Origin of the sequence: Rickettsia aeschlimannii (assembly GCF_047973405.1) — a bacterium.
Classification (GTDB): domain Bacteria; phylum Pseudomonadota; class Alphaproteobacteria; order Rickettsiales; family Rickettsiaceae; genus Rickettsia; species Rickettsia rickettsii.
The window spans coordinates 127,084-141,968 of record NZ_JBFQGO010000001.1 but is presented as its reverse complement, the minus strand read 5'-3'; the positions used below and the strand labels follow the sequence as shown (position 1 = coordinate 141,968).

Genomic DNA, 14,885 nt, shown 5'->3' with positions numbered 1-14,885 from the left:
CTACTGGACAATTACCACTATTCTATGAATGCTCGCAATGACGTTTTTACGTGATTTACATAAAGCCGTCTGGTATAATGGTTATTATACCCATATCCAAGGTTTTTGCTAATATACCGTGGTTTATATATCTTTCACTGAATATATTCTAATAAAATAACGGTCTTTCCCATCCCATTTAGGAGTATAGCTATCTCTTTTATGTAAAACGGTTTTTTAGAAGCACTAATAATACCGAAAGGATCTACATATTTTGTATCTACTAAATATAAATAAATCTTTGTTTTCTTTCAACCAGCTAGTTTAATCTAACGATTTTATTGTTTAAATTTTCTAATTTTGCTATACAAGTTTTTTTATCTAAAATTTTCTTCCAAACATCATAGCACGCATTATTATAGTCAATATTAGTATCTTCAATGATGAAATAATCCCCTTCTTCAAAAATATTATTATGAAAATATTCATAAACTTTGTATATCTGCTAACCAAAGGGCGGGAGCTCCTTTAAAACTTCCAAATTCAATTATGGTTTTAGGTTTTAATGCTTGAATTAAACCTTTAGTAGTAACAATCTGAAAAGGATTTTTTTGTAATGGTATATTTTCCCAATTAATATCACAGTTATTTTTAGCGATAGAATACCAAAACGATTTTGATAACTATATTTTAATTTTGTTTTTCCTTGGATTCCTGCTTTCGTGGGAATAAAACGCATTTTTCAATCCAGACAACAATGCTTATAGTTGCTCGCAATGACAATGTCTGGCCTTAGTTAGCAATATCATTAAGATAAATATACTTCCTTATCTAAAGTATCTTCGCTGTTATCTATAATCATAGTAATTGTTGCATCGCCTGTAATATTGATAGTAGTACGTAGCATATCAAGTATTCGGTCAATACCAGCAATAATTGCTACTCCCTCTATAGGTAAGTGAATCGAAGAAAGAACCATAGGAAGCATTATCAAAGAGGCACCAGGAATACCAGCACCACCGATAGATCCAAGTGTTGAGGTGAGAATAATTACTAAATAGTCGTGAGGAGCAAGCGTTACTCCCATCATCTGAGCAAAAAATATGGTGGTAAGAGATAAATTTATAGCAAAGCCGTCCATATTAATTGACGCACCTATCGGAAGTATGAATGAAGTACTAGACTCTGAAATGCCAAGCTTTTCACGGCAAACTTGCATAGTAGTTGCAAGGGTCGCCTTACTACTTGAAGTAGAAAAAGCAAGTATCTGATACTCAAAACTTTTCTTATAAAAAGGTATAGGTGAAACACGACAGAATACACATATAAGTAAGCCAAAAACTAAATATTGGAATGTCATCGCCACAACTACCGCTACAACAAGTTTCGATAAACTAATCATTACCTCAACTCCCTGCATACCTACAATCCAGCCTGTTAAAGCAAAAGCACCGTAAGGGGATAATTGAATAACAAACGATATTATTTTTAATATTAATTTTGATATTACATGAATTAAATCAGTAATAGGTTCACCGATAGATTTCATTTTGTTTAAGGTAATCCCAACAAAAATAGCAAAAAATACAACTTGTAAGACATCACCGTTTGCAAAAGCCCCAATAGCATTATCAGGGACGATATTTACAAAAAAATCAATTATATTAAATGAAGTTCTGCTTGTTGTTCCTGAAGAGGTGAAATCTATATGTATGCCTACTCCTGGCTTTAATACTAAGGCAACAGTGAGTCCAAAAACCGTGGCAAAAAAAGTAGTACCTAAAAAAGCGGCTACCGCTTTCATTCCTACTCTACCAAGGGCAGAATTATCATTCATACTAGTGATACCGGAAACCAAACTGAAGAAAATTAAAGGGGTAATGATCATTTTTATCAAACGTAAGAAAATGTCACCGATAGGTTTAATATAATTAACATATTGTGGTAAGTATATACCATATATAATACCTAAGATTAATCCTAAGGTAACTTTTTGCCATAATTTCATAATTTACTTACTTAATTTTTAAATTTGCTCAACTATGAGTTTATTTATTATTTTGGTCAATCCATTCTAAGTACTTTTGAAAGCCATAGTCAATATTTATTTTTATTATTTGCGGTAATTCATAATTATGAATTTCAAGGAGTTTATTTTCAATTTCGTTATAATTAGAAGATTTTGTTTTAATTACAAGTCTATATTCAGTTTCTAAAGTTACTCTACCATCCCATCTAAAGTAACTTTTGATATCGTCAATTTGAATGCAGGCAGTAAGATTTAATTCTAACAAAACAGATGCTATTTTCTCGGCAATTTGTAAATCATTAGTAGTAGTTAAAATTAAACAGCAATCTTGCATGCCTAAACCTCAACAAAACAATTCGGTGTTTCATATAGTTTGAGGCTCGTTACGAAGAAGTTTTGACTTACGAAAAGTTTAGGAAAAATTTCATTCTTTAAATGCGTTGCTATATTTTCTGCAGTCGGGTTATTTTGCATGTAATATATTTTTTGACCGGTACAATTTTCTATTTGCTGCCCCATTTCCTTATCGTCTTGATGTAGGATTAAGCTATGATCAAAATTTTCATCAATCCATTTTTTAGCTAAATCCTTAATTAAACTAAAATCGATTACCATACCAAGTTTATCGGTTTTGTTTGCGGCTATAGCGATCTCAAGAACATAGCGATGACCATGCAGGAATTGACATTTATTTTGATGTTCTATAATTCTATGTCCTGCATCGAACTCAATACGACGAGTACATTTTATCATTTATATACTTCCTTCCTTTGAATGATTTTACTTTTTTTCAAAGAGTAAAAACGGGACCACGTCATTGCAAGGAAATTGCATAGCAATTGACGAAGCAATCTCAGGAGTTTGGTTATTATTTCATGAGATTGCCACGCAGCCTACGGCTGCTCGCAATGACAATTTTTTACAAATCTAACAATAACTTTTCAGGATTCTCAATAAGCTGCTTAATTTTTACCAAGAACGATACTCCTTCTTTCCCGTCAATTATACGATGATCGTAAGATAAAGCTATATACATCATCGGACGTATCCCAATTTTACCGTCTATAACTACAGCTCTTTCCTCGGTTTTATGTAAGCCTAGAATACCTGATTGAGGAGGATTAATAATCGGTGTAGATAATAATGAGCCATATACGCCTCCGTTAGAAATCGAAAATGTCCCACCTGACAAATCAGCCATAGAAAGCTTACCCTCACGAGCTTTTTTAGCCAAAATTCCTATAGCTTTCTCCACTTCGGCAAATCCCATTTTATCGGCATCCCTAACAACCGGTACAACAAGCCCTTGCTCTGTTCCGACAGCTACACCTATATCATAGTAATTTTTATATACTAAATCATCGCCGTCTATTTCAGCATTTACCGACGGAATAAGCTTTAAAGCTTCAATTGTTGCTTTAACAAAGAAAGACATAAACCCAAGTTTCACAGCGTGCTTTTTCTCAAACTCTTCTTTATATTGATTACGCAAAGCAATTACTTTTGACATATCGATTTCATTAAAAGTAGTTAAAATAGCTGCTGTATTTTGTGAATCTTTTAAACGCTGTGCAATAGTTTTACGCAAGCGTGACATACGAACACGCTGTACTCTTTCTTCATTAGATTTACTTATTGCAGGAGCAGAAGTAGCTGTAGTGTTTATTGTTTCAAGCACGTCACCTTTGGTAATTCTACCGTCTCTACCTGTTCCTTTTATATTATTGGGGGCAAGCTTATTTTCGGTAACTAATTTTTGTACAGAAGGAGCAAGAGTATTATTAGCCACGGCAGGTTTTTCTGAAGTAGGTTGCGTCATTGCTTGAGCTTTAGCAGATTCATTATGAGTACCGGTAGTATTTGCAGCTGCCCCTTCGTTTATTTCGCCTATTTCTTCACCAACTGCTACATTTGCACCGTCAGTTTTCGATATTTTACCTATAGTACCGTTGCAAGGAGCATTCACCTCTAAAGTCACTTTTTCAGTTTCGATTTCTAACAGTAATTCATCGGTTTTAACCGAATCGCCTTCTTTCTTATACCATTTGGCAATAGTTGCTTCCGTTACGGACTCCCCAAGTGACGGTACTATAATTTTAACGCTCATAATTTATTTTACTCCTATATTTGTATAGTATCGCCCTGTATAGTTTTATCGTCATTGCGAGAAGACGCTATAAGCGTAGACGAAGCAATCTCAGGCAAATTCCTGAGATTGCCACGCTCCTTTTAGTCGTTCGCAATGACGATTATTAGGCAATACCCTAAGAATCATATTCCCAATGCTGCCCTTAATAGCTTCTCTTGCTGTTTATTATGTGCTTGCAGCGAACCTACTGCCGGAGAGGCTGATTCCTCTCTACCTACATATTTAAATTTATTATTAATTCCTGCTTCTTTTAAAGCATCGTTTAAGTGAGAAACTATATAACACCAAGTCCCCATATTCTTTGGTTCTTCCTGACACCAAATAAATTCCTGCGTCCTATTATATTTTTTTAATAGCGATACTACAAGTTTTTTTTCAAAAGGGTATAATTGCTCAAGCCTAATAATCGCTATATTACTGTTATTGCCACGCATTTCAAATAGATCGTAATATACCTTACCGTTGCATAAAATTACTTTAGTAATATTGTTTGTATCTACTTTAGTTACTTCATCTAAAACCGGTAAGAAAGTAGTATTTTCACCTAGCTCGTCAAGTTTAGATACGGCATATTTATGACGTAATAATGATTTCGGCGACATTACGATTAACGGTTTACGGGTATCATCAAGTATTTGGCGACGTAGCAGATGGAAAATCGAAGCAGGGGTAGTAGGGTATGTAACATACATATTATTCTCAGCCGCTAGTTGTAAGAACCTCTCAAGTCTTGCCGAACTATGCTCCGGTCCTTGTCCCTCAAATGCATGAGGTAACAAAACCACAAGCCCGCTCATGCGAAGCCATTTAGTTTCGCTGCTTGAAATAAACTGGTCAAAAATAATCTGAGCTCCATTAGCAAAATCACCGAATTGTGCTTCCCATAAAACTAAATTTTTTGGGTTTGCGAGTGAATAACCATACTCAAAACCAAGCACCGCATATTCAGATAAATTACTATCGGCTACCTCGTATTTTGCTTGTTCTTTAGATAAATTATTTAGAGGTATATAGGTAGTATCATCAATTTGGTTGTGCAACACTGAATGACGATGCGAGAAAGTACCGCGGCCCGAATCTTGCCCGGTTAGCCTTATATTTGTACCTGAAGCAAGCAAGCTTGCAAAAGCTAGTTGTTCTGCCGTCGCCCAATCAATAGGTTGATCAGCTGTTAGAGTGGCTTTTCGAGCTTCAAATAGTTTTACAAGTTTTGGATTAACGGCAAAATCTTTCGGTATTTCGCATAGTTTAGTTCCTAAATCGTGTAATGTTTTTTTACTGATACCCGTTATTGTAGCTTGTGTACGAGTATGAGAAATACCTTGCCATAATCCGCCTAAGAAATGTGCTTCTTGCTTATAACTTTTTGCCTGCTCATATTCCTTATCTAGTTTTGCTTTAAATTCTTCTTTTAACTTAGCAAAATAATTATTGTCGATTACACCGCTTTTTACTAACTCATTTGCGTAAATATTTCCAGTGGTCAGTTTGTTTTTAATAATGTTATACATCTTGCCTTGAGTATACATCGGCTCATCGCCCTCATTATGCCCGTATTTACGGTAACAAATAATTTCTACTACAACATCCTTACCGAATTTCTGCCTGTATTCTACCGCAATATTGGTGGCTTTTAATACTGCTTCTATATCGTCACCGTTAACGTGTAAAATCGGGGCAGCTATGATTTTAGCAAACTCCGTAGAATATCTACTAGCTCTAGTATCTGCAGCATTAGCCGTAAAACCTAACTGATTATTAATGACGAAATGCAATATCCCGCCGATATCATAAGCAGCTAAAGGTGACATTGATAGACTCTCGGCAACCACACCCTGACCGCAAAAAGCAGCATCGCCATGCACTAAAATAGCTTTGACTTTGCTGCGTTTAGTATCTCCAAGAATATCTTGCTTTGCTCTTACTTTCCCTGCAACTATAGGATTTACCGCTTCTAAATGTGAAGGGTTATAGGCTAGCGACAAGTGTATTTTCTTATCCTCTAGAGTTCTATCGGACGAATAGCCTAAATGGTATTTTACATCGCCTGAAACATTTAGCTCATCAGGAAATACGTTGCCGCTTATGAAGCCCGCAATAACCGCTTTATATGGCTTACCTACTACTTTAGTTAGAGTGTTTAATCTCCCTCGATGTGCCATACCGATAACGATTTCTGAGACGCCATGATGCATGGATAAATCTATAGCTTTACTCATAGCAACTATAGAAGCATCACCACCCTCAACGGAAAAACGCTTAGCTCCGGGAAATTTTGTATGTAAATACTGCTCAAACCCTTCTACTTCTACTAAATCATTTAAAATAGTTTTTTTGTCTTCAGAAGAAAACGTAACTTCGCTTTCTAGCTTATTATATAACCAGTTTTTTTCTTCTACATTTTCTATTTGCTCAAACTCTACACCTATAGAACCTGTATAAACTTTATCGAACTTGGTCACTAATTCAGATAATTTACAATTCCAAGTACCGACAAATTCATCCGTAATATTGATATTTTCTTCTAGCTGACCGCTATCAAGACCAAAAGTTTCTATATTAAGCTTTAAATCATTTTTTGTTTTACGTAGCTCAAGACCAAGTGGATCAAGATTCGCTAAATAGTGAGCATGCTTGCGATAAGCATTGATCATTTCCTTAGCTTTTAAACTATTTAAGTCTTCAGAAGATAAATTATTATTTAACGATTCTTTTTTTATTTCACCAGGGATAATTATTTTTGCCGTATTTTTATTGAGTAAAGTATTATTATCCTTAATGCCGGCAAAAAATTCTTGCCAAGTTTGATCAACCGAGGCAGGGTTGGCTAGATATTGCTTATATAGCTCTTCAACAAAAACAGCATTCCCGCCAAATAAATAACCTGTTTTTTTAAAGTCTTCTTCCATATTATTGTTTGTATTGTTCAGTTTTTGTCATAAGTCGTCATTGCGAAGATACCTGATTGTCATTGCGAGCGACTGCAAGAAGTGTGGCAATTTCAGCAATTCTCCCGAGATTGCTTCGTCAATATACTTCGTAATTTCCTCACAATAACGATTTTATTACTATAAATACTTCCCTTCTAAATATCTTATATACACCTCAGGGCTAATTTTTTCCTCACCGCTAGCACTTTTTAATAAATCGGCTGAATTTTTTAACGAACCGAGATTTCTAAAATTCTTATTTAGATTACTAAAATCACTCTTTAATATATCATCTTTTATATTTGAATGTATCTCTTTTACTTTTTTCATCACCATTGATGCGATAATTGCACCGTTTGTATAGGCGGGAAAGTAACCGAAATTTCCGTGTGACCAATGAATATCTTGAAAGCCAGCCGTTACTAAAACTTATCGGTTTAACGCCTAAATATTCCTGCATCTTACTATCCCAACAGCTTGGTAACTCATCGAGATTCAAGTCGCCATTGATAAGCATTTCCTCTATCTCAAAACGTAATATTACATGCACTGGATAAGTTACTTCATCTGCATCTACTCTTATAAAATCAGGCGTAACTCTTGTAATTTTTCTATATAAACTTGCCGCTGAATATTCTTCGCAAATTCATCTCTAAGTAATTTAGCTAAAAATTCGGTAAATTCTCTTGATCTACCTACTTGCATTTCCATAAATAAAGATTGGCTTTCATGGAAGGTCATACCTTTAGTAAGCCCAACCGGTTGCCCTTTATACATTTCCGGTAGATTCTGCTCATATAAAGCATGTCCTGTTTCGTGAATAATCCCCATTAAACCGCTTATGAAATTATCTTTATCATACCTAGTAGTTAAACGTATATCGTTTGGCGTTCCACCGCAAAAAGGATGAGTCGATTCGTCTAATCGTCCTTTTGTTAGATCAAACTGCATAATTTCCATAATGCGTTTTCCGATACGCTTTTGCATTTCAGGAGCTAGTTTGCTGTTCTTTACTAGTTCTTTCTCGGTTTTCTGTTTTTCTAAAACTTTATTTATGAGCTGCGGGAGTTCTTTTTTAAGTACTGAAAAAACTTGTTTGATCTCGCTACTTTTTCTACTTGGATCAAACATATCTATTACTATTAATGAGTCGTATAATCAGCAATTAAAAGCATCTGCTCGTACTTTAGCAACTTCTTTCGTATAATCTAAAACTTTTTGTAAGTGTGATTTGAATAAATTATAGTCGTTATGTTTTCTTACTTCTCGCCAAACAAGTGCGGCTTTAGTAGTAGTTGCTACCAATTTCTTTTGTAGTTGCTTGTCAATACAATTTGCATCTGTTACTTTTCTCTCAATCTCTCTAATATTACCATTCTGCCATTCATCAAGGTTCTTTGATTCTTCTTTTGCCTTGCTAAGTAGCTCCTTTAGAATAGGAGATTTAAGCATAGAATGAACTAGCGACGTTAAAGTTACTATTTCGTTTGTCCTACTCTCACCTGAAACCATAGGCATATTTACGGCAACATCCCAGTATAATATGCTCAAGATATTATTAAAATGTGAGATGGTTGCAAATTCGTTTTCTAATTCTGTGTAGTTGTTGTTCATATGTTCCCTATTATGTCATCCCCGTTTTCGCAGGAATGACATAAAAACCGTACCGCTAGTGCCTATTACAAATGCAACAACTCCTTTGCTGCTTTTAAACTTGCTTTCGTGATTGTTTTACCTGAAATCATGCGGGCGAGTTCCTCTTGTCTTTCAGCTAAATTTAAAGCTTTTACCGTTACTTTCGTTTCTTTCTCTAGCTGTGTTTTCTCGATTTTTATATGCAAATCCGCTTTACCTGCTACTTGCGGCTGGTGCGTAATAACTATTACTTGAGTAACGCTACTAAGTTTTTTAAATCGCTCACCTACTTTATCTGCGACCTCTCCGCCAATCCCGACATCTATTTCATCAAATATAATAGATGGTTTTACCATTTTATCAAACAAAGAAGTTTTTAAAGCTAACATGAATCTTGATAATTCACCGCCGGAAGCAATTTTATTAATTACTGCAGCTGCCGTTCCTGGGTTAGTAGACGCTTTAAACACAATATCGTCATTACCGTCAGCTGTTGGTTCTTTAGCATTTATCTCAATCTCAAAAATTGCTTTCGCCATTTTAAGCTGTTTTAGCTCCTGATGCAACGATTCTTCTAGATGTTTTGCAACAATAAGACGCTTTGCAGATAAATTACTCGCTAGTTCATAATATTTTTTCTGCAGTAGTACTTCTTGAGCTTTTAACTCATTACTATTTGCTATTTTGTTTTTTAATATACTGAGCTGCTCTAAAGATTTATCTAAAAATACACCTAACTCATCAGCAGGAACATTATATTTACGGCTAATAGCTTTTATTAAAAATAATCTTTCTTCTGTTTCTTCAAGATTATATTCTTCATAATTAAAACTATCTAACAGATTTGATAATTCTTGGCGTGCTTCTTCTAGATTATTATAGGCTTCCTCTAAACTTGTAACGATAGCTCCAAAACGCTCATTGTTGCCTTGCCTTACTAATAATTTCTCTGCTCTATTAATCGATGTATTTATTTCAGGGTTATTAATCTGTTCTAGAATATCTTTTATTAGCTGTAAATCCTTATCTTTATTTTGCAAATCTTTTTGTAGATTTGCTAATTTTTCTTCTTCACCTGTTTGAATGTTCAGTTTAGTTAATTCTTCCGTTGCAAAGCTCAAATAATCAATTTCTTGTTCTATAGAATTTTGCTTAAGTGTTATTTCGGCCATTTCTTTCCGAGTATTTTGCCAAGTCTGATAGCATTTGGAAAGCTCCGTTCGAAAGTCCAAAAGATTTCCATAACTATCTAAAATATCACGCTGCGTATTTGCTTCTAGAAGAGAAACATTATTATTTTGTCCATGAAGCTCGAATAAATAAGTAGCTAATTGCTGTATAAGAGCTTTAGTAACCACTTGATTATTAATGAAAAAATTTTTTCGTCCTTTGGCTTTTTGCAGACACTTTACAAACAATAACTCTTCAGGTTCAATAAAATTTTGAATCAGAAAATTTTTTATTTCTTCATTTAAAGAGAATATTAGATTAACAACAGCGTAATCTTTTCCACGCTTTATTATATTATTTGAAGTTTTATAACCTAAGCAAAATAAAATAGCATCAAGTAAAATAGATTTACCGGCTCCCGTTTCACCGGTAATAACACATAAACCTTTATTAAACTCAATTTCCAGCTCGTCTATCAGAATGAAGTTTTTAACTGAGAGATTGCAGAACATATGTTGCTTAATTTTGGTGGTTCTGAACTAGCCTGTACGCATAACTATACCATTGACTATCAGGATAATTGTAACCTAGCACTGAGGCATATTTTTTTGCTTCATCCGGAAGTCCGAGCATCATATAACTCTCGGCTAAACGGTAAAGAGCTTCTACCGAGTGAGAAGTAGTTTGATAATTATCAATTACCTCTTCAAATCTATTTATAGCTGCCATCGGATTCTTTTTCTTTAAGTAAAACCGACCTACCACCATCTCTTTACCTGCTAAATGATCGTTTACTAGGTCAATTTTTAAAGATGAATCAATAGCATATTTAGTATTTGGGAATTTTGCTATTACGTCTTCAAAACTATCTTTAGCTAGGAAAGTTCTAGATTGATCATGATTTACGTCTGAAATTAACATATAATATGATAATGCTTTAAGGTAATATGCATAAGCAATGTCAACATTTGCAGGGTGCAAATTAATGAACATATCAAGCACATCAACCGCTTCTTCATATTGAGCGGCGAGAAATAAAGAATAAGCCTGCATCAATTCGGCTTGCGGCGTCATTTCATTACCTGGATGCTGGTAAAATACTCTTCCGAATTCTTCTGCAGCTTTCTTATATTTTTTCTTTTCCAATAAGGTAATACCTTCATTATAAAGGGTAGGCATAGGGACTACTATGTCATCACTGTTTTTTTTGTTTTTGCACCCGCCTAAAACTAACCCTATAACTAAAAGGGTACTCAATAATTTTGTTAATTTCATAAGAACTTAAATTCAGTTAATAACTAAATATACATATAGACTTACAGAATTTCAAGGATTCAATTTAAAATCTCACAAACTTATAAATTAGACCTATTTAGAAACTCTACTTCTAGGGGTAATTTGTACGTCGATCCGGTACTCGAATCCTCACGTACAAGTGTAAGCCGCGGTTCTGCGTTCTGTGTCTCCTTTAAATTCCTCCCTATAAACGAGTTTCTGAATAGGTCTATATTCTTGGACTTATTTCTCTCTACCCAATGTCCTTTATCATTTTTGTGGTATTTGTTTTCTACGGCCGACCCATGCTACTTTATGTGCAACTGTCTCTCTAGAGTCATTGCCACGTCTTTTATCGGCATCCTTATATTGTTCAAATGCATGATTAAAAGCTTCGCGATAAATATCCTTAGCATGGCTCGGAAGATGATTTTTAACTGAATCAGGTAAATCGTTATTATTTTTATAAGGCATAAAAACCTCGGGTAATATTATGCAAATATTTTATAATATTGGAGGTTTCATTTTTATAGGAAAGGTAAATAAAATTTACGACCACAGACTTTTCATTTTATTAAAAAAGTTGCCGTCATTCTCTTTTTCATTTATGGATTCTTTTTTGAATTCTTCTAGTAATTCACGTTGTCTTTTAGATAAATTTTTAGGTACTTCGACATGAATATGCGTAAGCATATCACCCCTAATAGTTGATCTCATTTTAGACATACCTTTGTTGCGTAGCCTTAATTGATCACCGTTTTGTGTGCCTGCAGGAATTGTTAATTTTACTTTTCCGCCTTCAATTACCGGTACTTCTATCTCTCCTCCAAGAGCAGCATTCACAAAACTAATAGGTAGTTTACAATGTAGATGTGCTCCGTCTACTTTATAAATATCATGTGGTTTTATTGCTATATCAACGTATAAATCACCGCTATTACCGCCTCTAATACCTGCTTCCCCTTCTCCGGTATGTCTTATTCTAGTACCGTTTTCAACACCGGCAGGAATATTTACTGATAAATTTCGTTGTTTATGGTAACGTCCCATGCCATGACATTTCTTGCAAGGATTTTTTATAATGTGTCCGTTACCTTGGCATTTATGACAAGCTTGTTCGATCGTAAAGAATCCTTGCTGCATTCTAGTCGCTCCAACACCGCTGCAAGCATCGCAAGTAGTTACGGTTTCACCTTTTTCAGAACCGCTACCGTGACAAGTATCGCATTTTACTGCGCTAGAAAAACTAATATTTTTTTCTATACCGTGAAATGCTTCCTCTAGGTTAATTGTCAGATTATATTTTAAATCTGAGCCTCTAACTTTAGCTGAAGTTGGGCGTGATGATCTTCTGCTGCCTCCCATAAAGTCGCTAAAGAAGTCACCGAATATGTCGTTAATATCGGGGTGAAAACCGCCATGATTTTCTCCTCCCCCTCGTGATTGTTGATTTTGAAAAGCATCGTGTCCAAAACGGTCATAAGCAGCTCTTTTTTGCTCATCTTTTAGAACATCATAAGCGGCATTGATTTCTTTAAATTTCTTTTCAGCATCTTTAGCATCAGTAGTATCAGGGTGATATTGCTTGGCTAGCTTGAGATAGGCTTTTTTAAGGTCAGCTTGGCTAGCTGTTTTACTAACCCCTAGTATTTGGTAATAATTTTGTGACATAATTTAATTTATAAAATGAGATTGTAACGTCATTACGAAGAAAATTACATAGTAATTTGACTAAGCAATCTCAGAATATTTAACGAGATTGCCACGCAGCCTATAGCTGCTCGCAATGACGAAATTACTTCTACTTCTTCTCTACATCTTGAAAGTCGGCATCTACTATTTTTTCATCATTAGCGGCACTTTCTTCAGCAGATTGGCTCTCGCTTTGTGCTTTATACATCGCTTCACCGATTTTCATGCTAGCTGCAGTTAAACTTTCGGTCTTTTCTTTAATCAAAGCAGCATCTTCCGACTCAAGCACGGCTTTTAAAGCGGCTAGTGCTTCTTCAACAGCTCCTTTATCGTCTGATGATAATTTATCGCCATATTCTGTAAGAGTTTTTTCAGTAGAATAAACTAAACTATCAGCAGCATTTTTTGCTTCAATAAGTTCCTTACGCTTTTTGTCTTCATCAGCATTTTGTTCGGCATCTTTAACCATTTGTTCAATTTCCGCATCGCTAAGACCACCGGAAGCTTGAATAGTTACTTTCTGCTCTTTACCGCTTGCTTTATCTTTAGCTGAAACATGTACTATTCCGTTAGCATCAATGTCAAATGTTACTTCTATTTGCGGCAAACCTCTTGGTGCAGGAGGTATACCTTCGAGATTAAACTGACCAAGTAATTTATTATCTTTTGCCATTTCACGTTCACCTTGGAATACTCTAATAGTTACGGCATGCTGGTTATCATCAGCAGTTGAGAATACCTGACTTTTCTTAGTAGGTATAGTAGTATTACGATCAATTAATCTTGTAAATACGCCGCCAAGAGTTTCAATGCCAAGGGATAGAGGTGTAACGTCTAATAATAATATATCCGTTACTTCTTTATTAAGTACTCCGCCTTGAATAGCAGCACCGAGAGCTACAACCTCATCGGGATTTACGCCTTTATGCGGCTCACGTCCGAAGAATTTTTTTACGGCTTCTTGTACTTTCGGCATTCTAGTCATACCGCCTACTAATACTACTTCTTGAATATCAGAAGCTTTAAAACCTGCATCCTGTAATGCTTTACGGCAAGGCTCAATTGTTTTTTCAATTAAATCATCTACTAATTTTTCTAGTTCAGCTCTAGTAAATTTAATATTTAAGTGTTTTGGACCGCTACTATCAGCCGTAATATAAGGTAAATTAATATCGGTAGTTACTGCAGAAGATAGTTCTTTCTTAGCTTTTTCCGCGGCTTCTTTCAAACGTTGAAGTGCTAAAGGATCTTTACTTAAATCTATACCGTTTTCTTTTTTGAATACATCTATTAAATGGTTTAATATTCTTGTATCGAAATCTTCACCGCCAAGGAATGTATCGCCGTTTGTTGATTTCACTTCAAAAACACCGTCAGCGATCTCAAGAATTGAAACATCGAATGTCCCGCCGCCAAGATCGTATACTGCAATAGTTTTACTTGCCGATTTCTCGAAACCGTAAGCAAGAGCTGCAGCAGTCGGCTCGTTGATTATTCTAAGGACCTCAAGACCTGCTATTTTACCGGCATCTTTCGTTGCTTGACGCTGTGCATCATTAAAATAAGCAGGTACGGTAATTACTGCTTGTGTTACTTTGTCCCCTAAATAATTCTCAGCAGTTTCTTTCATTTTTTGTAAAATGAATGCACTAATTTGACTTGGTGAATATTTATTATTATCTGCTTCGACCCATGCATCCCCGTTATCGGCTTTAACTATATTATACGGTACAATACCTTGGTCTTTCCTAACCATAGGATCGATAAAATTTCTACCGATTAATCGCTTTACCGCATATATAGTATTGCGAGGGTTAGTTACTGCTTGCCTCTTAGCAGATTGCCCGACTAATTTTTCGCCGTTTGCAAAAGCTATTATTGATGGCGTAGTTCTTTCACCTTCTGCATTTTCTATTACCTTTGGTTCTTTACCTTCCATGACCGCAACACAAGAGTTGGTAGTCCCAAGGTCGATACCTATTACTTTTCCCATAAGATTCCTCGTTTTCTTTTTTTTATTTTATTA

General features: G+C 35.1%; 11 protein-coding genes and 2 pseudogenes. All 13 read right to left on the bottom strand.

What is annotated here, in order from left to right; all coding sequences use genetic code 11:
* Positions 1–464: 464 nt before the first annotated feature.
* Complete coding sequence (locus AB4K15_RS00840) at positions 465–617, bottom strand: CmcI family methyltransferase (RefSeq protein WP_500225658.1); 153 nt, start codon at positions 615–617, stop codon at positions 465–467.
* A 170-nt stretch (positions 618–787) separates the two neighbouring features.
* Positions 788–1,987, bottom strand: a complete 1,200-nt coding sequence (locus tag AB4K15_RS00835) for a dicarboxylate/amino acid:cation symporter (protein WP_032073910.1) — start codon at positions 1,985–1,987, stop codon at positions 788–790.
* Between the two features lie 40 nt (positions 1,988–2,027).
* Positions 2,028–2,342: a divalent-cation tolerance protein CutA gene (gene cutA / locus AB4K15_RS00830; RefSeq protein ID WP_032073911.1), complete on the bottom strand. Its 315-nt coding sequence runs from the start codon at positions 2,340–2,342 to the stop codon at positions 2,028–2,030.
* A 2-nt stretch (positions 2,343–2,344) separates the two neighbouring features.
* Positions 2,345–2,761, bottom strand: a complete 417-nt coding sequence (locus AB4K15_RS00825; protein WP_032073912.1) for a 6-pyruvoyl trahydropterin synthase family protein — start codon at positions 2,759–2,761, stop codon at positions 2,345–2,347.
* Between the two features lie 166 nt (positions 2,762–2,927).
* Positions 2,928–4,115, bottom strand: coding sequence for a 2-oxoglutarate dehydrogenase complex dihydrolipoyllysine-residue succinyltransferase (odhB, locus tag AB4K15_RS00820; RefSeq protein ID WP_500224740.1), 1,188 nt, complete (start codon positions 4,113–4,115; stop codon positions 2,928–2,930).
* A gap of 164 nt (positions 4,116–4,279) precedes the next feature.
* Complete coding sequence (locus AB4K15_RS00815; protein WP_500224742.1) at positions 4,280–7,066, bottom strand: 2-oxoglutarate dehydrogenase E1 component; 2,787 nt, start codon at positions 7,064–7,066, stop codon at positions 4,280–4,282.
* A 159-nt stretch (positions 7,067–7,225) separates the two neighbouring features.
* A pseudogene (locus AB4K15_RS00810) lies at positions 7,226–8,701 on the bottom strand (carboxypeptidase M32).
* Between the two features lie 65 nt (positions 8,702–8,766).
* Complete coding sequence (gene recN / locus AB4K15_RS00805; RefSeq protein ID WP_032073915.1) at positions 8,767–10,404, bottom strand: DNA repair protein RecN; 1,638 nt, start codon at positions 10,402–10,404, stop codon at positions 8,767–8,769.
* A gap of 7 nt (positions 10,405–10,411) precedes the next feature.
* On the bottom strand, positions 10,412–11,167 hold the full coding sequence (locus tag AB4K15_RS00800; protein ID WP_032073916.1) for an outer membrane protein assembly factor BamD: 756 nt from the start codon (positions 11,165–11,167) through the stop codon (positions 10,412–10,414).
* Positions 11,168–11,271: 104 nt separating this feature from the next.
* Positions 11,272–11,398, bottom strand: a pseudogene (locus tag AB4K15_RS00795) (palindromic element RPE1 domain-containing protein); the annotation flags it as partial.
* Between the two features lie 39 nt (positions 11,399–11,437).
* Complete coding sequence (locus tag AB4K15_RS00790; protein WP_032073917.1) at positions 11,438–11,641, bottom strand: ChaB family protein; 204 nt, start codon at positions 11,639–11,641, stop codon at positions 11,438–11,440.
* 75 nt (positions 11,642–11,716) lie between these two features.
* Positions 11,717–12,838 (bottom strand): molecular chaperone DnaJ, encoded by a 1,122-nt coding sequence (gene dnaJ, locus AB4K15_RS00785; protein ID WP_032073918.1) that lies wholly within the window; start codon positions 12,836–12,838, stop codon positions 11,717–11,719.
* A 130-nt stretch (positions 12,839–12,968) separates the two neighbouring features.
* Positions 12,969–14,852 (bottom strand): molecular chaperone DnaK, encoded by a 1,884-nt coding sequence (gene dnaK, locus AB4K15_RS00780; protein ID WP_032073919.1) that lies wholly within the window; start codon positions 14,850–14,852, stop codon positions 12,969–12,971.
* Between the last annotated feature and the right edge of the window lie 33 nt (positions 14,853–14,885).